Origin of the sequence: Methylopila capsulata (genome assembly GCF_016907975.1) — a bacterium.
GTDB classification, from domain to species: domain Bacteria; phylum Pseudomonadota; class Alphaproteobacteria; order Rhizobiales; family Methylopilaceae; genus Methylopila; species Methylopila capsulata.
On sequence record NZ_JAFBCY010000004.1, the window covers coordinates 108728 to 132186 of the forward strand.

Sequence of the window (23459 nt, forward strand, 5' to 3'; positions counted from 1 at the left end):
GTGGGCGGCCGGAAAAACGCCCTGCGGGCCCGGATCGCGCCGAAACGGCGCCGCAACGGCGTCAGCCCGCGCGAGCGCGCTGGCCGAACAGCATCTTCTGCGCGTCCTTGTCGGTCGCGAGGTCCATCGGCGGCTGGTCGACCTTGACCTCCAGGCCGCGCGCGACCGCGGGCCGGGCGAGCATGACGTCGAGCCAGCGCTTCACGTGCGGGAACTCGGCGATGTCCTGGCCCTGACGCTCCCAGAGCTTCGCCCATCCGATGACCGCCATGTCGGCGATCGAATAGTCGCCGCAGATGAACTCGCGGTCCTTCAGGCGTTCGTTCAGCACGCCGTAGAGCCGGTGGGTCTCGTTGGTGTAGCGCTCGATCGCGTAGGGCACCTTCTCCGGCGCGTACTGGCGGAAGTGATGCGTCTGGCCGAGCATCGGGCCGAAGCCGCCCATCTGCCAGAACAGCCACTCGTCGACCTCCACCCGGCGGCGCTCGTCGGACGGATAGAACCTGCAGGTCTTGCGGCCGAGATACTGCAGGATCGCGCCCGATTCGAAGACCGAGATCGGCTGCCCGCCGGGCCCGTCGGGGTCGACGATCGCCGGCATCTTGTTGTTGGGCGAGATGCTCAGGAACTCGGGCTTGAACTGGTCGCCCTTGCCGATGTTCACGGGGCGGACGGCGTAGGGCAGGCCGCACTCCTCGAGCATGATGGTGATCTTCCAGCCGTTCGGCGTGGGCCAGTAGAACAGGTCGATCGGCGGCGTCGTCACTTCGGCCATCGCGGCCTCCTTGGATGAGAACTGCCCGCGGGCGGCGCGGGCCTGATCGTGCGTCCAAAGCTAGCCGGCGCGACGGCTGCGGCAAGCGGGCGCGCCGCGGGCGCGACCTTGCGGCCGCGCATGGCTCCCGCGACGTCAGATCATCGGGAGGCGTCGCGGCTCCCGGCCGCGCGGAAACACCGCGTCGATCCGCGTGAGCTGCGCCGGGGTCAGCTCGATGTCGGCGGCGGCGGCGTTGTCACGGGCGTGGGCGACGCTGGACGCCTTCGGGATGACGAACACCGACGGCCGCCGGGAGAGGGCGGCCAGCGCTGCCTGCCGGGCCGTCGCGCCGTGCGTCGCGCCGATTTCCGCAAGCGCCCGCCCGCCGGGTGAGTTCGGGGGCGGAAAATCGTCGTGGCCGAACGGGCTGTAGGCGACGAGCGCGACGCCGTTCGCCTCGCACCACGGCAGGACGCGGTGCTCGATGGCGCGTTCGCCGAGATGGTAGAGCACCTGGTTGCAGGCGATGCGGCCGGGCTCGGTGACGGCGAGGAGTTCGTCGAGGTCCTTGGCGTCGAAGTTGCTGACGCCCCAGGAGGCGATCTTGCCGGCCTCGACCAGACGCTCGAAGGCTCCAACCGTCTCGGCCAGCGGGTAGGACCCGCGCCAGTGCAGCAGGTAGCAGTCGAGCCGCTCGGTCTTCAGCCGCTTCAGCGAGCGCTCGCAGGCCGCAATCGTCCCGCGCGCGGAGGCGTTCTCGGGGAGCACCTTCGAGACCAGGAACACCTCGTCGCGGCGGTCGGCGATGGCCTCGGCCACCATCACCTCGGCGTCGCCGTACATCTCGGCGGTGTCGACATGCGTCATCCCGACGTCGAGGCCGGCCCGAAGCGCCTCCACGGGGCCGAGACGGTCGTCCTCATCGATCAGCCACGTGCCCTGGCCGATGGCGGAGACCTGGCGGCCGGTGGGGCCGAACGGCGCGGTGCGCATGGCGTGTCTCCTTCAACAGTCGGGGCGCGGAACCTCCGACACCCGGAAGGGCGCGTCAACGCGGGGGTTCGGCGTAGCCCTTGTAAAGAATCGGGCCGGTCGGCCGCGCGGTCGGCGATCCGCCGGCGGGCTCGAGGGTGATCTCGTAAAGCTGGCGCGGTTTCGGGGCCGGCAGCTCCATGGACGCGAGCCGCGTTCGAGCGGCCCGCGGCATCAGGCCGATGGAGACCGGGCCACGCTGGACGTCCGGCAGCGTCCACACCTGCAGCGTCCTCCCGTCCGGCACGGAGACGTCCTGCAGCGGCGCGACCAGCGCTTCGCCGTCGGCGTAGATGTCGACGATCGCGCCGGGAACGCCGTCTGATGTCAGCAAGACGGCGATCGCGATCGGCGCGCGGGGCTTCGGGGTCGCGACCAGGACGAGGCCCAGCGCGATGCTCGCCGCCGCGCCGGCGAAACCTACGCCGCGCCAGAGCGTCAGGTTTTCCCAGAGGCCGGCGAAGACCGACGGTCGGCCTTCGACCTGCGGGCGGACGGACCGGGGAGGGGAGGCCGCAGCGACCCGGGGCGGGGCTTCGACCGCGCCTTCGATCTTCGCCCAGAGGTCGGGAGAGGGCGCGATCGGCGGCGCCGCTGCGTCAAGCTCGTGGAGGCGGTCGCGCCACGCGGCGACGGCGAGCGCCAGGGTCCGGTCGGTCGCGAGCCGGAGCTCGAACGCCTCATGCTCGGCGGGCGGCAGCAGGCCGAGCGCGTATTCGCCGGCGAGGGCGAGGTCGGTCTCCCGCGGGCTCACGCCATGCACTCCTTCAGCGCAAGCAGCGAGCGCCGCACCCAGGCCTTGGCGGTGCCAAGCGGCACGTTGAGGCGCTCGGCGATCTCGCCATGGCTGAGGCCCGCGACATACGCGAGCAGCAGGCTCGCTCGGCGCCGGGGCTCCAGGCCGCCGAGGCAGCGGCGAAGCGCGCTCGAGGCGGCCAGCCGGCCGAAGGCGTCGTCCACGTCGGTCGCGGCCTCCGCATAGGCCGCCAGCGCCTCGTCCTCCACGGGCACGTGGCGCTCGTCGCGGACCGCGTTCAGCGCCCGGTTGCGGACGATGGCGAAGACCCAGCCGCGGCCGGAGCCGAGGGCGGGATCGAAGCTTCCCGCGCGCCGCCAGATCTGGACGAAGGCCTCCTGCACGACCTCCTCGGCGACCTCGCGCCGGCGCACGATGCGCGCCGCGACCGCGATCAGCGTCGCGGCCTCGCGCTCGTAGATCGCGCGCAACGCCGCCCGGTCGCCGCGCGCGCAGGCGGCGAGGTCGGCGGCGCAGAGGTCGGTCCGGTCGGTGGCGACGGCGTCGGCGGTCATGCTCGTTCGATCTCCGGAGCCGCGGTCGGCGGGCGGGTCCCGAGTCATACCCGAGCGACCGCTCCGGGGATGCAGGGACGGCCAAAAATCTCCGCTCACGAAAAAGACATCGCATCCGCTGCATCCGCCGCCGGCGTCCCGCGGGTAGGGTCAGTGCGGGTCGCGTTCGGCGGCGCGCCACGACACGACAGGAGACGCACCCGATGTCCTTCGCCCTTTCGTCCAAGCTCCGCCTCGCCGCCGCCGTCGGCGCCCTTAGCCTCGCGGCTGCAGCGCCCGCGTCCGCCGACACCGTGATCGCGCTGGTCGGCGGCAAGGCGCTGGCGCTGGTCGACGCCTCGACCCTCAAGGTCTCCGGCGCGGTCGAGCTGACCGGCGCGAGCGACCTCGTCGGCATCGACGTCCGCCCGGCCGACGGCATGCTGTACGGCGTCACCGCCGCCGGCGACATCGTCACGATCGATCCGAAGTCCGGCGCGGCGACGAAGAAGAGCACGCTGAGCGAGAAGATCCCTGCAGGCGCCAAGGTGACCGTGGACTTCAACCCGATGGCGGACCGCCTCCGCATCCTGACCGACGGCGGCATGAGCCTCCGCGTCAACGTCGACGACGGCAAGGCGACGGTCGACGGGTCGCTGAAGTACGCCGAGACCGACATGCACAAGGGCGAAAAGCCCAACATCGTGGCGGGCGCCTACACCAACTCGGTCAACGGCAAGAAGGCCGAGAAGACCGAGCTCTACGACATCGACGCCACCATCCCGGCGCTTGTGAAGCAGGCCCCGCCGAACGACGGCGTCCTGTCCGCCATCGGCAAGATCGACGTGAAGCTCTCGGGTCCGGTCGGCTTCGAGATCGCCGCGATGGCCGACGGCAAGAACGCCGGCTGGCTGATGGCGGGCGGCGCGCTCTATTCGATCGACCTCGCCACCGGCAAGACCACCAAGGCCGGCGACATCGAGGGCGGCAAGGACGTCACCGACATCGCCTGGTGGCCGAAGAGCTGAGCTTGAAGCGCTTTCGGTCGTCGTCGACGCACTGAATCCCGCCGTCATTCCGGCCGAAGCGCCGGAATCCATAACCTCGCCGGTTCAGGATCATCTCGAACGGCGGGGCTATGGGCCCCGGCGCTCCGGCCGGGGCGACGTCGAGCTTGCCAGGCGCACGTCCACCTCACCTGAAACACGCGAGCCTATCGGAGCGCCGGTATGCTTTGCCTTGCGTCGGCGTGACGGCGTTCAGACAAAGGACGGACGGCAACCACCGCGGGCGTTTCTGAACCGCCAGCCGAGCTTTCAGCCCCGCTCCACCCCCAGGGCCTTCATGCGGGAGGCGAGGGTGGTGGGTTTCAGGCCGAGCCGCTCCGCGGCTCCGCCGGGGCCCGAGACCTTGCCGCCTGCGGCGACGAGCGCCGCGCGGATGTTGGCGGCGTCGCGGGCGCGGAGGTCTTCCGCGGTGAGGATCTCGTGGCCTGTCGCCTTCGACGGCGCCGGAGCCGTCGCCCGCGAGGCGGGCGCGGCCGGCAGGTCGATCCGGAGCTTGCCGTCACGCGCGAGGATGATCGCCCGCTCCATGACGTTCTCGAGTTCGCGCACGTTGCCGGGCCAGTCGTAGGCGGTGAGGCGGCGCACGTCGCCTTCGGTCAACGCCAGCGGCCGTCCCGCCGGCGCGCGCCCCGGCCGCCGCAGGATGTTCAGCGCCAGCGGCGGGATGTCCTCCGGCCGTTCGCGCAAGGGCGCGGAGTGCAGGGGGAAGACGTTCAGGCGGAAGTAGAGGTCGCGGCGGAACGTTCCCTTCCGCACCTCGGCGTCGAGGTCGCGGTTGGTGGCGGCGATGACCCGGACGTCGACCTTTCGCGTCCGCTCCTCGCCCACGCGCTCGATCTGGCCTTCCTGCAGCACCCGCAGCAGCTTGCTCTGGAGCTCGAGCGGAATCTCGCCCACCTCGTCCAGAAACAGGGTCCCGCCGTTCGCCAGTTCGAAGCGGCCGACGCGGTCGCGGAAGGCGCCGGTGAAGGCGCCCTTCACATGGCCGAAGAACTCGCTCTCGAACAGCTCGCGCGGGATCGCCGCGCAGTTCACGCGGATCAGCGGCCGCTCCCGCCGCCGGCTGGCTTCATGGATCGCGCGGGCGATCAGCTCCTTGCCGGTGCCGCTCTCGCCGGTGACGAGCACCGAGGCGTCGGTCGGCGCCACGAGCTCGACCTGCCGCAGCACGGTCTCGATCGCGGCGCTGGTGCCGATGATGCCGTGGTGGCGGCCTTCCAGACGGATTTCCTCCTGCAGGTAAGCGTTCTCCAGCTCCAGCCGCTCGCGCAAGTTCTCGACTTCGGCGAGGGCCGCCTTGAGCTTGGCCTCGGCCTCGCGGCGCTGGCCGATGTCGCGGAACACCACGACCGCGCCCACCACCGCGCCCCGGTCGCGGATCGGCGTCGATGTGTATTCCACCCAGAGCGGCGCGCCGTCCTTCCGCCAGAACACTTCGTCCGCGACCTGGTGCACCGCGCCGTCGCGGAAGGCGGCGTAGATCGGGCAGTCGTGATGCGGGTAATGCGCGCCGTCGGGGTGCTTGTGATGGACGGTGGCGTGCATGTTGCGGCCGACCAGCTCCTCCGCGGTCCAGCCCAGCATCCGTTCGGCCGCAGGGTTGAGGAAGGTCGTGATCCCGTCGGCGTTGACGCCGTACACGCCTTCGCCCGCCGCGCGGAGGATCAGCTGGTTCTCACGCTCAACGTCCTGGAAGAAACGCTCGACGCGGCGCCATTCGGCGATGCCGTCGCGAATGTAGCGGTCGGCCTCGGCGTTCGCGTCGCGGCGGCGGCGTTCGTCGAGATCAGAGAGGGTGACGAGGATCCGGTCGCCCTCGGGAAGCCGGACGCCGACGTATTCGACGTCGCGCGGGCCGTCGGATGCGAGCCGCGGCTTGAGCGAACGCGTCCAGTGCCGGCCGAGCGTGAGCACGGCCTCGGTGAAGACGACGAGGGCTGGCCGTTGACCCGGATGCAGTTCGGCGAAGGACACGCCTTCCAGAGATCCGCCATCGCCGGCGAACAGCCGCCGCGCGACGGCGTTCGCGGCGATGATCGCGTCCCGGTGCGGGTCCACGATCAACGCGGCGTCGGGGGTCGTCTCGAAGGCGAGCGCCGCGGGCGAGGTCACGAGATCTCGTCTCTCACTTACGAATAATCGTGACTAACGATATTTCGTGAATCCGAAGTCAGTGCAAGTCCGTTGGACTCTCACGTCTTTGCGCGTCGCGCGGCGCTTGGCACGTCGCCTGCAAGGAGTTCGGCACGATCGTTCACCCGGAGCCCGCGCCGATGACCACATTCGATGATCCATTCGACGCCCGTTATCGCCTGCGTAGCCGCGGTTGTTCCTGCGGCCAGCACGGCAGCGAGGCCGAGCACGCCGCGGCGCAGGCGTCCGAAGACGCGCGCGCGACCCGCGTCGTCGAGGGCGCGGTGATGCGCGCGCTGTTCCCGCACGACGCCACCCGGCGCGCCTTCCTGAGCGCGGTCGGCGCCGGAACGGCCTTCGCCGCCGTGAACGCGCTGTTCCCGCTGGCCTCCGCCACCGAGGTCTTCGCGCAAGGAGCGAAGCCCGAGAAGACCGACCTCAAGGTCGGCTTCATCCCGATCACCTGCGCGACGCCGATCATCATGGCGAAGCCCATGGGCTTCTATGAGAAGCAGGGCTTGAACGTCGAGGTGGTGAAGACCGCCGGCTGGGCCGTGATCCGAGACAAGGCGATCAACAAGGAATACGACGCCGCGCACATGCTCTCGCCCATGCCGCTCGCGATCTCCATGGGCGTCGGCTCGAACCCGATCCCGTGGACCATGCCGGCGGTCGAGAACGTCAACGGCCAGGCGATCACGCTCGCGGTCAAGCACAAGGACAAGCGCGACCCCAAGGACTGGAAGGGCATGAAGTTCGCGGTGCCCTTTGACTACTCCATGCACAACTACCTGCTGCGCTACTATCTCGCCGAAGCCGGGATCGACCCCGACCGCGACGTGCAGATCCGCGCCGTGCCGCCGCCCGAGATGGTCGCGAACCTGCGGGCCGACAACATCGACGGCTTCCTGGCGCCGGACCCGGTCAACCAGCGCGCGGTCTACGACGGCGTCGGCTTCATCCACATGCTGTCGAAGGAGATGTGGGACGGCCACCCCTGCTGCGCCTTCTCGGCCTCGAAGCAGTTCGTGACCGAGATGCCGGGGACCTACCAGGCGCTGCTGAAGGCGATCATCGAGGCGACGGCCTTCGCGCAGAAGGCCGAGAACCGCAAGGAGATCGCGGCCGCGATCGCCCCGACCAACTACCTCAACCAGCCGGTGACGGTGGTGGAGCAGGTGCTGACAGGCACCTACGCCGACGGCCTCGGCGGCGTGAAGAAGGACCCGAACCGCATCGCCTTCGATCCGTTCCCGTGGGAGAGCTTCGCGGTCTGGATCCTCACCCAGATGAAGCGCTGGGGCCAGATCAAGGGCGACGTCGACTACGCCAAGGTCGCGAACGACGTGTTCCTCGCGACCGACGCCAAGAGGTTGATGGCGGAAGCCGGCCTGACCCCGCCCGAGACGACCACCAAGACCTTCTCCGTCATGGGCAAGCCGTTCGATCCGACGAAGCCGGACGAGTACGTCGCGTCCTTCGCGATCAAGCGGGGCTGAGGGGGTGGCGTCGTCTCTCACCCTGCGCGCGGGGCTGCTGTCGCTGCTGATCTTCGCGGCGTTCATCGGGGCCTGGCAGTGGGCGACGCTGCCGACCGCGGGCGTCGCCGGGAACGTCGACCCGGAATACGCCGCGCTCGTCTCGGGCGCCGCGGCGCAGGGGGCGAAAAGCGCGTTCCCGACGCCCGCGGACGTCGCCGCGACGCTTTGGGGGCACCTGAAGGACCCGTTCTATGTCCGCGGCGCCAACGACCAGGGCGTCGGGATCCAGCTCGCCTATTCGCTCGGCCGCGTGATCGTCGGCTACCTGCTGGCGGCCGCCGTCGCGATCCCGCTCGGCTTCCTGATCGGCATGTCGCCGCTGACCTACCGCGCGCTCGACCCGTTCATCCAGATCCTCAAGCCGATCTCGCCTTTGGCTTGGATGCCGCTCGCGCTCTACACGATCAAGGACAGCGGGATCTCGGCGATCTTCGTGATCTTCATCTGCTCGCTCTGGCCGATGCTGATCAACACCGCCTTCGGCGTCGCGAGCGTCCGCAAGGAGTGGCTGAACGTCGCCGCCACGCTCGAGGTCGGCGCCTTCCGCAAGGCGTTTCTCGTGATCCTGCCGGCCGCGGCCCCCACCATCATGACCGGCATGCGGATCTCGATCGGCATCGCCTGGCTCGTCATCGTGGCGGCGGAGATGCTCGTGGGCGGCACCGGCATCGGCTACTTCGTCTGGAACGAGTGGAACAACCTTTCGATCGGCAACATCATCACCGCGATCCTGCTGATCGGCCTCGTCGGCATGGCGCTCGACCTCGCGCTCGCACGCGCCGCCCGCCTCGTGGCCTACCGGGAGTGAGCGGGATGACCGAAAAGCCCCTCATCTCCATCGAGGCGCTGGCGCGGCGCTACCCCAAGCGCGGCGGCGGCGAAACCACGGTGTTCGAAGACCTGTGGCTGCCGATCCAGAAAGGCGAGTTCGTCTGCCTGATCGGCCACTCCGGCTGCGGCAAGACCACGATCCTCAACGTGCTCGCGGGTCTCGACCAGCCCTCCTCGGGCTCCGTCATCGTCGACGGACGCGAGATTTCCGGCCCCAGCCTCGATCGCGCGGTGATCTTCCAGGGTCATTCGCTGCTGCCCTGGATGACCGTGCTCGGCAACATCGCCTTCGCGGTGTCGTCCCGACGTCCGGAGTGGTCGCGGGAGACGGTCCGGGCGCATTGCCAGCGTTACGTCGACCTCGTCCATCTCTCAGGCTCGGAGCACAAGAAGCCGTCGGAGCTCTCCGGCGGCATGAAGCAGCGCGTCGGCATCGCCCGCGCGCTCGCGATCGAGCCCAAGATGCTGCTGATGGACGAGCCGTTCTCGGCGCTCGACGCGCTGACCCGCGGCTCGCTCCAGGAGGAAGCGCGGCGCATCTGCCGGGAGACCGGGCAGACCGTGTTCATGATCACCCACGACATCGACGAGGCCATGCTGCTCGCCGACCGGATCGTGCTCATGACCAACGGGCCGCAGGCGGAGATCGTCGAGAATCCGCTGCCGCGCGACCGGCTTGCGGCCTCGATGCACCGGCACGCCGACTACTATCCGCTGCGGAACCACCTGCTGGAGTTTCTGGTGACCCGCTCGAAGAGCTTCGCGAGCGAGATCGAGGGCCGACCCTACGACCCTCGCAAGCCGGCTGTGGTGCGTCCGTGCGCCGTAGCCGAGGACAAGGTGCCGGCTGCGGCCTCCGTCTGAGGCCGCAGCGCTCGACCCAACGCCCATCCCTGAAGGAGGAAGCGCCATGACCCGCGCCGAAGTGACCGAACTTGTGCTGTCCGCCAAGCGGATGAAGGGCCTGACCTGGAAGCAGATCCACGAGAAGGTGTCGATCTCGACCTCGCAGATCGTCATCACCGCCGCGATGCTGGGGCAGATGCGGCTGGAGCCGAACGAGGCCGCCAAGGCCGCCGAACTGCTCGACCTGCCGAAGGAGGCCGAGATCCTGCTGACGGAAATCCCGTATCGCGGATCGCTGCCCGAAGTGCCGCCGACGGACCCGGTGATCTACCGGTTCTACGAGCTCATCCAGGTCTACGGCACGACGTGGAAAGAACTGATCCACGAGGAGTTCGGCGACGGCATCATGTCGGCGATCGACTTCGACATGACGCTGGAGCGCCAGCCCGACCAGAAGGGCGACCGCGTCAAGCTCGGGATGTCCGGCAAGTTCCTGAGCTACAAGAGGTATTGAGATACGGCTAAGCGGCGCCGCTCCGGGCCTCATGTCGCGGCGTCGCCGGCGTTCGCCGCTCCACAACCGCGACATGACGCGCTAATGGATCGCTGACCGTCGGCGCGTCGTCGGGATGGGCGGGGGGAGCCATGGCCGCGATACGGCGGGTGTTGTTGCGGTCGACCGGCGCCGCCGCCCTGTCGGTCGCGCTTTCGCTCGGCCTTGCGGTCACCATCGTTCCCGCCCTCGGCGGCGTCGTCGACGGCAACGCCTGGTTGATGTGCGTCCTCTGCCCGCTCCTCATCGCCTGGCCGGCGAGCGCGTGGCAACTCTGGCAGCACGAGCAGTTGCGCGCCGCCCGCGCCGCGCTCGTGCTGGCCCACGAGGAGCTTCAGCGGGCGCATGACGCCCTGGCGGAGACCGCGCGCCGGGACGGCCTGACGGGGCTGCTCAACCGCGAGAGCCTGCTGGCGGTCGTGGAGCAGGCGCGCTCGTCGTCGGACGTCGCGTGGCTGCTCGTCGCCGACCTCGACCACTTCAAGACGATCAACGACCGCCACGGCCATGCGGTCGGCGACGACGTGCTGACGCAGGTGGCCTCTCGGCTTTCGTCCGGGCTTGGCGAGGGCGACGCGGTCGGGCGGCTCGGCGGCGAAGAGTTTGCGGTGGTTCTGGCGGCCGCAGATGATGGCCATGCGGCGGCTGCGGCCGAACGTCTGCGCGCGGCGGTCGCTCAGACGCCGATCCTGGTCGAGGGCGGCGTCGCATTGAGCGTGACGATCAGCGTCGGCGGGTCGGCGATCGATCCGGCGCTGCCGGTCCGCGCCGCCTACACCTCCGCCGACGCGCGGCTCTACGAGGCGAAGAGGGCGGGGCGCAACCGCGTCGTCCTGGCCGCCGCCGAGAAGGTCGACGCACTCCTGGCGTCGTCCTGAACGGGCTCACGACGTTACGCCGGGCTCCGCCGGCGTAACGTCGAAGATCATGATCCCCTTTAAAACCCGAGCGCGCAGCCATCCTTGCGGGGGTCGGAGCCCGCCAGCAGCAGGCCGTTGGCGCGGTCGATCCAGATCGCCTGGGCGCCGCCGATCGGCGAATCCGCCACCTTGATGCGATGGCCGAGAGCGCCGAGACGCTCGAGCACGAGCGGGTCGATCGTGGGCTCCACCTCCAATACGCCGTCGAAGGCGAAGGAGCGCGGCGCGTCGATCGCTTCCTGGATCCCGAGGCCGCGGTCGAGCACTCCCGACAGAAACGCGGCGTGACCCGCCGCCTGGTAGTGCCCGCCCATGACGCCGAAGGGCGCGACGGTCTGGCCGTCCTTGCGCAGCATGCCTGGGATGATCGTGTGCATCGGGCGTTTGCGCGGGCCGATGGCGTTGGGGTGCCCCTCGATCAGGCGGAACGACGCGCCGCGATTGTGCAGCAGGATGCCGGTCTCGGGGTCGAGGCGCGTGGAGCCGAACGAGTTGAAGATCGAGTTGATGAAGGAGATCGCGTTGCCGTCGCGGTCGACCACCGAAAGGTAGACGGTGTCCTTGTGCTCCGGCTCGGTCCAGAGCGTCGCCGGGCGTGCCGTCTCGCGCGAAACGCGCTGGCGCAGCGCCGCGGTGGTCTCGGCCGAGAGCAGCGTCTCGGTCGGGTGGGGCAGGTGGTCGTGGTCCGCGATCAGGTGGTCGCGGTGGTGGTAGGCGAGCTTGGTCGCCTCCGCGTGCAGGTGGATGCGCTCCGCCATCTGCACGTCCGGGCCGAGATCGAAGCCGCCGAGAACGTTCAGGATCATCAGCGCGGCCACGCCCTGGCCGTTCGGTGGGCACTCGTAGACGTCGTAGCCGCGGTAGTTGGAATGGATCGGCGTGACGTAGTCCGCGCCGTCCAAGCCGGCCGCGAAATCGTCCATCGTGTGCAGGCCGCCGAGGGCGTTGAGCCGCTTCACCAGGCTCTCGGCCACCGCGCCGGCATAGAACGCCGCGGCGCCGTCCTTGGCGATCTCGCGCAGGCGCGCGCCGATCTTCGGCTGCGCGTGGCGCTCGCCGGCGCGGGGCGCGCGGCCGCCGTCCACCAGCATCACCTCGGCCGCGCCTTCGTCGAGCGCGAGCAGCGGAACCGCGCGGGCCCAGTCGAACGCCACGCGCTGCGTCACGGGATAGCCGTTCTCGGCGTAGGCGATCGCGTCGCGGAACAGGCGCTCCAGCGGCAGCGAACCGTGGTCGCCGTGCAGCTTCATCCAGGCCGAGATCGCGCCGGGAACCGTGACGGCGTGGGCGCTCGTCGGCGGGATCTCGGAGAGCCCGAGCGCCTTCAGCGCCTCTACGGTGGCGGCCGCCGGCGCGCGGCCGCTGCCATTGAGGGCGATCACCTCGCCGCCGGCCGGCGCGTAGAGCACGAAGCAGTCGCCCGCGATGCCCGTCATGTGCGGCTCGACCACGCACTGGACCGAGACGGCCGCGAGCGCCGCGTCCACGGCGTTGCCGCCCTCGCGCAGCACGGCGAGGCCGGCCGCGGTCGACAGAGGGTGGGACGTCGCGATCGCGGCGTTCGGGGCGAGCAGCGTGCTGCGGCCGGGGCGGAACAGGTCTCTCATTTCGAAGTCCTTGAGCGTCGGTCAGTGTGGCGGCGGCGCGGTGCGTGCTTCGAGACGCGACCTTACAGGTCGCTGCTCAGCATGAGGACGCGGAGCAAGCTAAGAGCTCCTCATGCTGAGGAGCCTGCCACAGGCAGGCGTCTCGAAGCACGCACACGGCCGCCCTGTCTATCAGGCGAAGGCGGGTTCGCCGATCAGCGGGTGAAGGCAGGCGAACGCGCGGTTCGGCGCGCCGGCGACGAGCTCCGGATCGCGGGCGCGGCAATCGTCGCGCGCCTCCGGGCAGCGGCCGGCGAAGCGGCAGCCGGGCGGCAGGTCGATCGGGCTCGGGATCTCGCCGCCGAGCGGTTCCGCGATCGGCTCGAAGAACTTCGGCGCAGCGTTGAGCAGGGCGCGGGTGTAGGGGTGCGCCGGGGCCGACAGCACGTCCTTCGTCAGCCCGGTCTCGACGATGCGGCCGAGGTACATCACCGCGATCCGCTCGCAGAGGTAGGCCGCCACGCCGAGGTCGTGGGTGATGAACAGCATGCTCACGCCCATCTCGCGCTGCAGGTCGCGCAGCAGCTTGAGCAGCTGCGCCTGGGTCGAGACGTCGAGGCCGGACACCGCCTCGTCGGCGACCAGCACGGCAGGCGCGGAGGCGAGCGCGCGGGCGATCGCGACGCGGCGCACCTGCCCGCCGGACAGGGCGGAGGTGTAGCGCTCCATCATCTCGGGCGGCAGGCCCACGCGCGACAGCAGCGCCGCCACCCGGTCCCGCCGCTCCGAGGGTTTGCAGAGGCCGTGGTGGTCGAGGGGCTCGGCGACGAGGTCGAGGATGCTCATCCGCGGGTTCAGCGAGCCGCGGGCGTCCTGGTAGATCATCGCGACTTCGCGGCAGAAGCGGTCGCGGTCGTCGCCCTGGAGCAGGGTGATGTCCTTCTCCCGGTACAGCGCGCGCCCGTCCGTGGGCGAGGTGAGGCCAAGCAGCACCCGCAGCAGCGTGGTCTTGCCCGAACCGCTTTCGCCGACGATCGCGACGCTTTCGCCAGCCTTCAGCGACAGCCGCACGCCGTCGAGCGCGGCCAGCCGCCGCCGCGGGCCGGAGGCGAACAGGCCGCCCTTGCGGCCGACGTCGTAGGCCTTCTCGACGTCGAGCAGGCGAAACAGTTCGGGTGGCGTGCTCATGCGGCGGGGTTCCAGCAGGCGAGCTTGCGGCCGCGCACGGTTTCGAGCGGCGGCTTCTCGTCGACGCATTTCGGCAAGGCGTTGCCGCAACGGGGCGCGAAGCGGCAGCCGGGCGTCCTCGAGGCGAACGACGGCGCCCCGCTCGGGAGCGGCGTCAGCTCCTCGGTGTCGAGCTCCAGCACGCAGGCTTTGAGGCCGAGCGTGTAGGGGTGGAGCGGCTCGGCCAGCAGCACGTCGCTCGGGCCCGCCTCCATCACCTGGCCGCCATAGAGCACCACGATCTCGTCGCAGGCCTGGCTTGCGAGCGCCAGGTCGTGCAGCACGAAGATGCAGCTTGCGCCGCGCTTCTGGGTCTCGTCGAGGATGAGGCGGACGATCTGCGCCTGGATGGTGACGTCGAGCGCGCTGGTGGGCTCGTCGGCGAGCAGCAGCTCCGGGTTGGTCGCGAGCGCGATGGCGATCATCACGCGTTGCTGCATGCCGCCGGAAAGCTGGTGCGGGTAGGCGTCGAGGCGCGAGGAAGCGTCGTTGAGGCCGACGCTTTCCAGAAGCTCGATCGCCCGGGAGCGCGCGTCCTTGGGTCCCATGCCGAGCAGCCGGCGCAGCGGCGACATCAGCTGGCTGCCGACCGTGAAGCAGGGGTTGAGCGCCGAGGAGGCGTCCTGGAAGATCATCGAGACGCGGCGGCCCCGCAGCTTCAGCCAGTCCTTCTCGGTCGCGTCGACCAGATTGGCGGAGCCGTCGAGCGCCATGCTCCCCTCAAGCCCGACCTGAGGTTTCTGCAGCAAGCCTATGAGGGCCAAGGCGATCGTGGATTTTCCTGCGCCGGACTCGCCGACGAGGCCAAGCGTGGCACCGCGCTTCAACGTGAACGACACCTCGTCGAGGATCAGCTTCTCGCCGCGGCTGAGCGAGAGCCGCGCGACGGTCAGAAGCGGAGCGGGCGCCGGCGCGGCTGACGGCGTTTCCGGCTGGGCGGAGGCGGGGCGGGCGAGGGCGAGCGCCATGGTCAGCCCTCCTTGCGAAGCTTGGGGTCGAACTGCTCGCGCACGCCGTCGCCGACGACGCTGAGCGCGATCAGCAGCACCGCGAGCGCGGCGCCCGGCACCCCGGCGATCCACGGCGCGAAGCTCACGAAGCTGCGGCCTTCGGCGATCATCAGGCCCCAGTCCGGCGTCGGCGGGGTCACGCCGATGCCGATGAAGGAAAGGCCGGAGGATACGAGGATCGCGTAGCTCACGCGGATCGTCGCCTGCACCGCGAGCGGGAAGATCACGTTGGGGATGATGTGCCGCCAGACGATGGCGAGCGTGCCGACGCCCATCAGGCGCGCGGCCTCCACGAAAGGCTGCGCCTTCACCTGCAGCACGTCGCCGCGCACGGTGCGCGAGAACGGCCCGATCAGCGCCACGCCGACCGCGAGCACCACCTTGTCGACGCCCTGGCCGAGGATCGAGATGAAGGCGATCGCCATGATGAGCGACGGCAACGCCAGCAGCGAATCCACAAGGCGCATCAGCGCCCATTCCACGCGGCCGCCGATCAGGCCGGCGGCGAGGCCGATCACGAGCCCGCCGCCGGCGCCGATCGCGACCGCGCCGAGGCCGATCAGCAGCGCGTAGCGCGCGCCATAGATGGTGCGGGACAAGAGGTCCTGCCCGAAGCTGTCGGTGCCGAGCAGGTGCGCGCCCCAGGCCGGCGGGGCCATGAAGCTCATCATGTCCTGCTCGGTCGGGGCGAAGGGCGCGACGAACGGCGCGAAGGCGGCGGCGAAGACGTAGGCCCCGACGACGACGGCCGCGATCACGAACCAGACGTGGCCGCGGACGTAGGCCCAAGCCATGGCGCCGCGAGAGTGCGCCGCGCGGGGCGGCGACGAGAGAGCGACGTCCGCCATCAGCGTGGCCTCAAGCGCGGATCGAGGAAGGGATAGGCGAGGTCGACCAGCAGGTTGGTCAGCACGAACAGGCAGGCGGTCATCATCACGCCGGCTTGCACCACGCCGTACTCGCGGTTGAGCACCGCGCTGGTCATCATCTGGCCGACGCCGGGCAGCGAGAACACCGTTTCGGTCAGCACCGCGCCCTGCAGCAGCGCGCCGAGCTGCAGGCCGAGGATGGTGACGAGCGGCAGCATGACGTTGCGCAGGCCATGCACCCACACGACGCGCCAGCGCGGCTCGCCGCGGGCGCGGGCGGCGGCGACGTAGGGCTGTTCGAGCTGCTCGATCAGGTTCGCGCGGGTCAGCCGCACGATCATGGCGAGGAAGTAGGTGGAGAGCGTGATCGCAGGCAGCGTCATGTGCACGATCCCGCCCCACAGGTCGTCCCAAGGTGCGACGAAGCCGAGCGTCGGAAACCAGCCGAGCTGCACGCCGAACAGCCAGATCAGCAGGATGCCGAGGTAGAAGCTCGGAAACGAGGTGCCGGTCAGCGTCAGGGTCGCGACCGCCGCGTCCCAGCCGGTGTCCTTGCGGGTGGCGGACAGCACGCCGAGCGGCACGCCGATGACGATGGCGAGGCCGAGCGCCGAGGCGGCGAGCGTCAGCGTCACCGGCAGCGCCTCGAGGAAGGCGTAGCGGAAGATCGGCGCCTTGCTGACGAAGGAGGTTCCCCAGTCGCCGCTGAGGAAGCCCGCGAGCCAGCGCACGTACTGCTCCGCGATCGGCCGGTCGAGGCCGAGCTGCTTCACCAGCGAGGCGTGGGCCTCGGCCGAATACTCCGAGCCCAGCATCAGCTGCACCGGATCGCCCGGCGCGAACTTCAGCAGGCTGAAGCTCGCAATCGAGACGATGAGCAGCACCAGAAGGGTCTGCAGGATTTTCTTGGAGACGAACCAGGCCATCAGGCGAAGCGGCCCTCGTGCGGCGACGCGACCTACGCCTGTCCGGCGGGGCCGGACGTGGCGGGCGGCGTCGGTGAATCTGTGAACGCCCGGACCCTTGGGTCCGGGCGCGTCGAGGCGCCTGTCGCGAGACGGGCGCCGGTTACGACACCGTGACGGTGTGCAGGTTCAGGCTGTCGACCGGGATGTACTTGAAGCCCTGGACCTTCTTGGCGAAGATCTTGAACACCGGCATGTGCGAGGTGATGGCGATCGGCGCCTCGTCCATGATGATGTCGCTGGCCTCGGTGTAGAGCGCCTTGCGGGTGGGCACGTCGAGGCTCACCTGCGCCTGCTCCACGCACTCGTCGAAGCGCTTGTTCGACCAGCCGGGATAGTTCCAGGCGGCGCCGGTGTGGAACTCCGGGAACAGCGTCTCGTCCGGATCGAGGTCGGCCCACCAGTTGAAGTCCAGCATCTCGAAGTCGCCGGCGTTACGGCGGCTGACCCAGGCGGCGCGCTCGACGAGCTCCAGCTTCGGCTTGATCCCGATCTCGGCCAGCATCGGCAGAACGGTCTGCGCGAGGCGCGAGCCGTAGGTGCCTTCCTCGGTCACCATGAACTTCGGCTCGATCACGTCCTGCACCTTGGCCTTGGCGCGGAACTCTTTGGCCTTCGCGAGGTCGAAGCGCTGGCCTCGGCCGGTCTTCGCGACGTTGGGGTCGTAGAAGTCGGTCATCGGGGGCGAGATCGGCGTGTAGGCCGGGATGCCCTGGCCGAAGAACGCCTGCTTGATGATCTGCTCGCGGTTGAGCGCGAAGGCGACGGCGCGGCGGAGGTTGATGTCGTCGAACGGCGCCTTGCGGCAGTTCATGGCGATGTAGACGTAGTTGCCCTCGATCTCGCCGAAGACCTGCAGGTTCGGGTTGGCCTTGAGCTGCGGGATGAACTGAACCGGGCTGTCGCTCATGCCGTCGACCTGGCCGGACATGACGGCGGCGATCGCGGAGGAGGCCTCCTTCATGATCAGGATGGTGACCTTGTCGAGCTTGGGCAGGCCGGCCTCGAAGTAGTCGGGGTTCTTCTCGAGGACGATCGAGTCGTTCTCCTTCCACGAGACGAACTTGAACGGCCCGGTGCCGACCGGGTTGCGGCCGAAGCTCGCGCCGAACTTCTGCACCGCGGCCGGGGAGACGATCGTGCCCGCGCGACCCGTCGAGCCGGTCAGCGCCACGGGCAGGAAGGCGTAGGGCTGCTTGAAGGTCAGCTTGACGGTGAGCGGATCGACGACCTCGACCTTCTCCAGCGACTTGAACTTCCAGGCGTGCGGCGACTTCGGCTCGCCCTTCCAGACCCGCTCGACGTTCCACTTCACCGCTTCGGCGTCGCAGGGCGTGCCGTCGTGGAACTTGACGTTCGGGCGCAGCTTGAAGGTGTGGATCACGCCGTCCGTGATGTCCCACGTCTCGGCGAGGTCGGGGACGAAGGCGACCTTCTGGCCGTCGTAGGTGACCTTGAGCAGGCCGTTGTAGATGTTGTTGTGCACCTTCACCGCGCCTAAGAAGCCGGTGAAATGCGGGTCCAGCGTGTCGATATGATCGACCCAGGCCAGCTTGATCTCGTTGCCCGCCGCCTGGGCGGGCCGGCTGAGGCCGCCGGCCGCCAGCACCACGCCGCCGGCCGCAAGGCCTTTCATGAGATCGCGGCGGTTGAGGCCTCCGAGGTAGCGCTCGGCCAGGATCGCCTTGTGGTCCGTCATGAGAGAAACGTCTCCGCTGTCCTGCGCGGCCTTGGGGCGGGCGCTGAAAATGCGGGGTAAGCCCCGCTTTCAGGATCAGGGGAGCAAGCGGTATGCCAAACACCAGACGCCCGGAAAGGAGGCGGTAGAGGCCGCTGGACTGGCGAAGTGCCTACGACTTTTGGGCAATCCGACGCATTGTTGAGCAGTTCGAGGTCACGCCGCCGAGAGCTCGGTCGTCAGAGGGGCGACGCCTCGAAGCTCTTGAGCACGTGCAGCAGCGCGCGGGCGCCCGCGTCCACGTCGCGCGGCTCGGCGTGCTCGTCCGGGTGGTGGCTGAGCCCAGCGCGGCAGCGGACGAAGATCATGCCGATCGGCGCGATCCGGCTCATCACCATGGCGTCGTGGCCGGCGCCGCTCGCGAGCCGCAGCGGCTCGTAGCGCTGGGCCTCGATCGCGGCGTCGATGCGATCCTGCAGCGCGCGATCGCAGAGCGCCGCCGGTTCGTCGTGGATGCGTTCGATCGACACGCCGAGGCCGCGCGTCGAGGCGATCGCGACGATCGACTCCTCGATGCGCTTCAGCGTCGAGAACCGCTGGTTGTCCTGCGGCGCGCGGACGTCGACCGTGAAGGCGACGTGGCCGGGGATGACGTTCGCGCCGCCGGGTTCGACCATCAGCCGGCCGACGGTGGCGACAAGCCCGCGGGTTGCGGTCGCGGCCTGCTCGACGGCGAGAACCGCCGCCGCGGCGCCGACGAGCGCGTCGGCGCGCTGGTTCATGGGCACGGTGCCGGCGTGGCCGGCGGCGCCGGTCAGCGTCACCGCAAGCCGCGTCGCGCCGCAGATGGCGCTGACGCAGCCGATCGGCAGCTTGCAGGTCTCCAGCACCGGGCCCTGCTCGATGTGGAGCTCGAGATAGGCCGCGATCTCCGCCGGCTCCCGCCGGGCCTCGCCGATCCGCTCCGGGTCGAGCCCGTAGGCCCGGATGGCGTCGGCCATGGTGACGCCGTTCCCGTCGCGCAGCTTCAGCAGGGCCGGATCGAAGGCGCCCGCGAGCGCCTTGCTGCCGAGCATGGTGGCGCCGAACCGCGCGCCTTCTTCGTCGGAGAAGCCGACGACCTCGATCGCATGGGGCAGGCGCACGCCGTCGCGCGCGAGCGCGGCGACGCACTCGATGCCTGTCACCACGCCGAGGATGCCGTCCCAGCGTCCGGCGTTGCGCACCGTGTCGAGGTGCGAGGCCACGAGGATCGCCGGGGCCCCGGGCGCCGCGCCTTCGTAGCGGCCGACGACGTTGCCGATCGCGTCGACGCGGGCGTCCATGCCCGCCTCCGTCATCCAGCCGAGAACCAGCTCGCTGGCGCGCTTCTGCTCGGGGCTCATGAAGACGCGCGTGATCGCGCCCTTCTCGGCGGAAATCGCGGCTAGGGCGTCCACCCGCTCGCAGATGCGGGCGCCCATGGAGGCCAAGGCGTCAGGGGAGGTCGAAGTCGTGCTAGGAGGCGTGAGCATCTCAGGATCGAAGGCAGACGTCGTGGCGGGCGAAACGCGCATCTTACTGATCAATCCCAACACTGCAGAATCCGTAACGGCCTTGCTTGCGGCCGAAGCGCGCCGCGCAGCGGGGTCCCGGGCGGAGATTGTGGCCGTGACGGCGGCCTTCGGCGCGCCGGGCATCCAGACGGTGGAGGAGGCGAAGACCGCCGTCCGCGCCGTCGTCGAGGCCCTGCGCGCGAACGCCGGATGCGACGCGGCTATCACGGCCGCGTTCCTCGATCCAGGGTTTGAAGAGGCGACGGCGCTCGGGATCATGCCGGTGGTCGGCTTCGGCCGCGCCGGCCTGCGCGCCGCAGGCGCCGGCGGGCGGCGCTTCGCGCTGGTCACCGCCGGCGCGGCGATGGAGGACGCGGTGCGCGCGCGCATCGACGAGCTCGGCCTTGCGCCGCAGCTCGCGGGCCTCCGTCTCGTTCGCGCCGGGGTGCGGGATCTGATCGCCGACCGCGCGGGCCATCGCGCTGAGGTTCTGGCGGCCGTGCGCGCCTGCGTGGAGCTGGACGGCGCCGAGGCGGTTCTGCTGGGCGGCGCGCCATTCGCGGGCTTCGCGGAAGAGATCGCGGCGGAGGCCGGCGCGCCGGTGCTTGACGGCGTGGCGGCTGCGGTCGAGGCGGCCCTGGAGGCGCGGCGCGGGAGCTGAACGCCGCGCCGCCCGGCTCATGCGACCACGGCTTCGTAAGCCTCGGCGGTCGTCCGGGTGCGGATGCAGCGCGCGAAGTGGGCGGCGCCGACCGAGACCGCTTCGGGCTGGACCTCCGCGCAATCGTCGATGGCGTGCCCGCAGCGCGGGCGGAAGGAACAGCCCGGCGGCAGGTCGGCGAGGTCCGGCGGCGCGCCGGGAATCGCGGCCAGCCGGGCGCCGGGGGTCGGCGCATGGCTCGCGCGCGAGAGCAGGAGCCCTTGCGTATAGGGGTGGCGCGGCTCGCGGATGACGTCGCGCGCGGGACCCATCTCGACGATGCGGCCGGCGTACATCACCGCGATCCGGTCCGCGACCTCGACCGCGACGCCGATGTCGTGGGTCACGAACACCACCGCGAGGCCAAGCTCCCGCTGCAGCTCGCGCAGGAGCAGCAGAACCTGGATCTGCACGGTGGCGTCGAGCGCGGTCGTCGGCTCGTCGGCCAGCAGCACCTTGGGACGGCAGGCAAGGGCGAGCGCGATCATCGCGCGCTGCCGCATGCCGCCGGACATCTCGTGCGGGTAGTTGTCGAGGCGCTTGTCGGGTGAGGGGATGCGCACCCGCTCGAACAGCGCGAGCGCCCGCGCCCGCGCCTCCGCCTTCGAGAGCTTCTCGTGGCGGCGGACCGCTTCCATGATCTGGTCGCCGATGCGGTAGACCGGATCGAAGGCGAGACCCGGATCCTGGAAGATCATGGAGACGATGGGGCCGCGTAAGGCTGCGAGCTCACGCGACGACAGCTTGAGCACGTCGCGGCCGTCCACCTCCACCTTGCCGCCGATCCTGGCGGAGGAGGGGTGGAGCCGCATCAGCGAGCGCAGCGTCACGCTCTTGCCCGAGCCGGACTCCCCCAGCAGCGCGACGGTCTCGCCGCGCTTAAGGTGCAGGTTTACGCCGTCGACCGCGCGGATCGGGCCTTTCGGGCCTTTGAAGTCGACGGTCAGCCCGGCGACGTCAACCATCAGGGCGTCGCTCATGCCGCAAGCCTCGGGTGGCCGGAGGAGGGGTCGACGAGCCAGCACGCCGCGCGATGATCGCCCTCGCCGGCCGCAAGCAGGGTCGGCTCCTGGTGCGCGCAGAGCGCCGCGCTCTTGGCGCAGCGGGGATTGAAGCGGCAGCCGGGCGGCGGGTTGATGGGGTTCGGCGGGTCGCCCGCCAGGGGCGCCACCTCGGTGCGCGCGTCCGGGTCCATCGACGGCATCGAGGCGAGCAGCGCGCCGGTGTAGGGGTGGCGCGGGGTCTCGAACAGCGCCTCGGAGGGCCCGAACTCGGCGACCTTTCCGAGATACATCACCATCACGCGGTTCGACATGAAGCGCACGACGTTGAGGTCGTGGCTGATGAACATGTAGGTCAGGCCGAACTCGTCCTTGAGGTCGAGCAGCAGGTTCAGCACCTGCGCCTCCACCGACTTGTCGAGCGCCGAGACCGCCTCGTCGAGGATCAGCAGGCGCGGATCGAGCGCGAGCGCGCGGGCGATGTTCACGCGCTGACGCTGGCCGCCGGAGAGCTCGTGCGGGTAGCGCCCGGCGAAGCGGGCGGGCTCGAGGCCGACGCGGTGAAGCAGATCGTGGGCCCGGGTCGCCGCCGCGCGCCGCGTCGCGCCGTGCACGCGCGGTCCGAAGGCGATGGTGTCCTCGACCGTCAGCCGCGGGTTGAGCGAGGCGTAGCTGTCCTGGAACACCATCTGCACCTGCCGGCGGAAGGCGTTCAGCCCAAGCGCCTGCGAGCCCACCGCCTCGCCGTCGAACAGGATCTCGCCGGCGTCCGGGTTGATGATCTGCATGACGAGGCGCGCGGTGGTGGACTTGCCGCAGCCGCTCTCGCCGACGATGCCGAGCGTCTCGCCCTTGGCGACGTCGAAGTCCACGCCGTCCACGGCGCGCACCACGGGGCCGGCCTTGGTGAGGAAGCCCTTCTTCTGGCCGAAGTGCTTGATGAGGCCTTTGACCGACAGCAGCGGCTGGGCGGGACCTCCGCGGTCGCGGGTGGGACCGCCGGGGGGCGGGGCGGGTTCGCCGATGATCACTGGCGGACCTCCATGGCCGAGCGCAGGCCGTCCGAGAACAGATTGAACGAGATCGAGGTCAGGAAGATCATCGCCCCGGGGAGCGCGGCGACCAGCGGCTGGTTGTAGATCGCGGTCCGGAGCGTGTTCAGCATCAGGCCCCATTCCGGCTCCGGCGGGCGCACGCCGAGGCCAAGGAACGAGAGGCCGGAGGCGAGGATCATCGACACGCTGATCAGGCTCGTCGCATAGACGAAGATCGGCCCCAGCACGTTGCCGAGCACATGCACCCGGACGATCGTGAAGCCGCTCGCGCCGGAGATGCGCGCAGCCTCCACATAGTCGCGGGTGCGGATCTGCGTCGTCACGCTCTCCGCCACGCGGGCGATCTGCGGCACGAACACGACGGTGAGCGAGACGATCGAGTTCAGAATGCCGGCGCCCAGCGCGCCCGACAGCGCGATCGCCAGCAGCACGGAGGGGAAGGCGAAGAACACGTCGATGGTCCGCATCGTCACGGTGTTGATCCAGCCGCCGAGGTAGCCGGCGACGATGCCGATCGCGGAGCCGATGCCGAAGGCGAGGATGACGGGCGTGATGCCGAGGAACAGTGACAGCCGGCCGCCCCAGAGCAGGCGGCTCAGCATGTCGCGGCCGAGCTCGTCGGAGCCGAGCGGGTAGCCGGGGAAGCCGACCGGCTTCAGGCGGCGGATCATGGAGCCCTTGATCGGGTCTGCCGGCGCGATCCAGGGCGCGAACACGGCGGCGAGCACGATCAGCAGGATGACGCCGAGCGCGACCATCGCCACGGGGTCGCGCCGCAGGCGCTGGAGCACGCTCCCCCAGTAGCCGCGGCTGGGTTTCGTGGGGGCGGGTTCGAGGACGACGCTGTCGGCGATGGCGTCCAT

Annotated in this window: 22 protein-coding genes; 7 read left to right on the forward strand and 15 right to left on the reverse strand. The window is 70.1% G+C overall.

All coding sequences use genetic code 11. The features are described 5' to 3' along the window. Positions 1-61: 61 nt before the first annotated feature. The 4 genes from JOD31_RS16470 to JOD31_RS16485 form a co-directional block, all read right to left on the reverse strand. Positions 62-775: a glutathione S-transferase N-terminal domain-containing protein gene (locus JOD31_RS16470; RefSeq protein ID WP_204951523.1), complete on the reverse strand. Its 714-nt coding sequence runs from the start codon at positions 773-775 to the stop codon at positions 62-64. A 135-nt stretch (positions 776-910) separates the two neighbouring features. Continuing rightward, positions 911-1750, reverse strand: coding sequence for an aldo/keto reductase (locus tag JOD31_RS16475; RefSeq protein WP_204951524.1), 840 nt, complete (start codon positions 1748-1750; stop codon positions 911-913). 55 nt (positions 1751-1805) lie between these two features. Then, positions 1806-2543, reverse strand: a complete 738-nt coding sequence (locus JOD31_RS16480; RefSeq protein WP_204951525.1) for an anti-sigma factor — start codon at positions 2541-2543, stop codon at positions 1806-1808. Further along, positions 2540-3100 carry a sigma-70 family RNA polymerase sigma factor gene (locus JOD31_RS16485; protein WP_204951526.1) on the reverse strand — a complete coding sequence of 187 codons (561 nt, stop codon included), beginning with the start codon at positions 3098-3100 and terminating at the stop codon, positions 2540-2542. The genes JOD31_RS16480 and JOD31_RS16485 overlap by 4 nt, the downstream gene beginning before the upstream one ends. A 203-nt stretch (positions 3101-3303) precedes the next feature. Here JOD31_RS16485 and JOD31_RS16490 point away from each other — a divergent pair, with 203 nt between their 5' ends. Continuing rightward, positions 3304-4107: a DUF4394 domain-containing protein gene (locus tag JOD31_RS16490; protein WP_204951527.1), complete on the forward strand. Its 804-nt coding sequence runs from the start codon at positions 3304-3306 to the stop codon at positions 4105-4107. A gap of 288 nt (positions 4108-4395) precedes the next feature. Here the strand turns inward: JOD31_RS16490 and JOD31_RS16495 are convergent, their stop codons facing one another. Beyond that, a complete protein-coding gene (locus JOD31_RS16495; protein WP_204951528.1) occupies positions 4396-6258 on the reverse strand; it encodes a sigma 54-interacting transcriptional regulator in 1863 nt (620 codons plus the stop codon). A gap of 161 nt (positions 6259-6419) precedes the next feature. On the opposite strand from JOD31_RS16495, the gene JOD31_RS16500 reads away from it, so the two are divergent. The 5 genes from JOD31_RS16500 (at position 6420) to JOD31_RS16520 (ending at position 10928) form a co-directional block, all read left to right on the forward strand. Continuing rightward, complete coding sequence (locus JOD31_RS16500; RefSeq protein WP_204951529.1) at positions 6420-7778, forward strand: CmpA/NrtA family ABC transporter substrate-binding protein; 1359 nt, start codon at positions 6420-6422, stop codon at positions 7776-7778. 4 nt (positions 7779-7782) lie between these two features. Then, on the forward strand, positions 7783-8628 hold the full coding sequence (ntrB, locus tag JOD31_RS16505; RefSeq protein ID WP_204951530.1) for a nitrate ABC transporter permease: 846 nt from the start codon (positions 7783-7785) through the stop codon (positions 8626-8628). Positions 8629-8633: 5 nt separating this feature from the next. Further along, positions 8634-9515, forward strand: a complete 882-nt coding sequence (locus JOD31_RS16510) for an ABC transporter ATP-binding protein (protein WP_204951531.1) — start codon at positions 8634-8636, stop codon at positions 9513-9515. 46 nt (positions 9516-9561) lie between these two features. After that, positions 9562-10011, forward strand: a complete 450-nt coding sequence (gene cynS / locus JOD31_RS16515; protein ID WP_204951532.1) for a cyanase — start codon at positions 9562-9564, stop codon at positions 10009-10011. Between the two features lie 131 nt (positions 10012-10142). Then, the gene (locus tag JOD31_RS16520; RefSeq protein ID WP_204951533.1) at positions 10143-10928 is read left to right on the forward strand and encodes a GGDEF domain-containing protein; all 786 of its coding nucleotides are present in this window, start codon (positions 10143-10145) and stop codon (positions 10926-10928) included. Positions 10929-10987: 59 nt separating this feature from the next. On the opposite strand, the gene JOD31_RS16525 is transcribed toward JOD31_RS16520, so the two are convergent. The 7 genes from JOD31_RS16525 to JOD31_RS16555 all read right to left on the reverse strand — a co-directional run bounded on the left by JOD31_RS16525 (position 10988) and on the right by JOD31_RS16555 (position 19768). Then, positions 10988-12577, reverse strand: a complete 1590-nt coding sequence (locus tag JOD31_RS16525; protein WP_204951534.1) for a gamma-glutamyltransferase family protein — start codon at positions 12575-12577, stop codon at positions 10988-10990. Positions 12578-12748: 171 nt separating this feature from the next. Beyond that, a complete protein-coding gene (locus tag JOD31_RS16530) occupies positions 12749-13744 on the reverse strand; it encodes an oligopeptide/dipeptide ABC transporter ATP-binding protein (RefSeq protein ID WP_204951535.1) in 996 nt (331 codons plus the stop codon). Continuing rightward, entirely contained in the window at positions 13741-14751 is a 1011-nt protein-coding gene (locus JOD31_RS16535) for an ABC transporter ATP-binding protein (protein ID WP_204951536.1), read from the reverse strand. Before JOD31_RS16535 ends, JOD31_RS16530 begins: the two co-directional genes overlap by 4 nt. 2 nt (positions 14752-14753) lie before the next feature. Continuing rightward, complete coding sequence (locus JOD31_RS16540) at positions 14754-15641, reverse strand: ABC transporter permease (protein WP_204951537.1); 888 nt, start codon at positions 15639-15641, stop codon at positions 14754-14756. Further along, positions 15641-16588 (reverse strand): ABC transporter permease, encoded by a 948-nt coding sequence (locus JOD31_RS16545; protein ID WP_204951538.1) that lies wholly within the window; start codon positions 16586-16588, stop codon positions 15641-15643. Before JOD31_RS16545 ends, JOD31_RS16540 begins: the two co-directional genes overlap by 1 nt. A gap of 142 nt (positions 16589-16730) precedes the next feature. Continuing rightward, positions 16731-18326 (reverse strand): ABC transporter substrate-binding protein, encoded by a 1596-nt coding sequence (locus JOD31_RS16550; RefSeq protein WP_204951539.1) that lies wholly within the window; start codon positions 18324-18326, stop codon positions 16731-16733. A 218-nt stretch (positions 18327-18544) separates the two neighbouring features. Beyond that, positions 18545-19768 (reverse strand): allantoate amidohydrolase, encoded by a 1224-nt coding sequence (locus tag JOD31_RS16555; protein WP_204951540.1) that lies wholly within the window; start codon positions 19766-19768, stop codon positions 18545-18547. Here JOD31_RS16555 and JOD31_RS16560 point away from each other — a divergent pair. Further along, the gene (locus JOD31_RS16560) at positions 19767-20501 is read left to right on the forward strand and encodes an aspartate/glutamate racemase family protein (protein ID WP_246482557.1); all 735 of its coding nucleotides are present in this window, start codon (positions 19767-19769) and stop codon (positions 20499-20501) included. The two genes, JOD31_RS16555 and JOD31_RS16560, sit on opposite strands and share 2 nt — an antisense overlap. A 17-nt stretch (positions 20502-20518) precedes the next feature. Here JOD31_RS16560 and JOD31_RS16565 read toward each other — a convergent pair whose 3' ends face one another. The 3 genes from JOD31_RS16565 to JOD31_RS16575 are packed head-to-tail and all read right to left on the reverse strand — an operon-like array spanning position 20519 to position 23459. Beyond that, positions 20519-21520 carry an ABC transporter ATP-binding protein gene (locus JOD31_RS16565; RefSeq protein ID WP_204951542.1) on the reverse strand — a complete coding sequence of 334 codons (1002 nt, stop codon included), beginning with the start codon at positions 21518-21520 and terminating at the stop codon, positions 20519-20521. Further along, entirely contained in the window at positions 21517-22572 is a 1056-nt protein-coding gene (locus JOD31_RS16570; RefSeq protein ID WP_204951543.1) for an ABC transporter ATP-binding protein, read from the reverse strand. Before JOD31_RS16570 ends, JOD31_RS16565 begins: the two co-directional genes overlap by 4 nt. Further along, positions 22569-23459, reverse strand: a complete 891-nt coding sequence (locus tag JOD31_RS16575) for an ABC transporter permease (protein WP_204951544.1) — start codon at positions 23457-23459, stop codon at positions 22569-22571. The genes JOD31_RS16570 and JOD31_RS16575 overlap by 4 nt, the downstream gene beginning before the upstream one ends.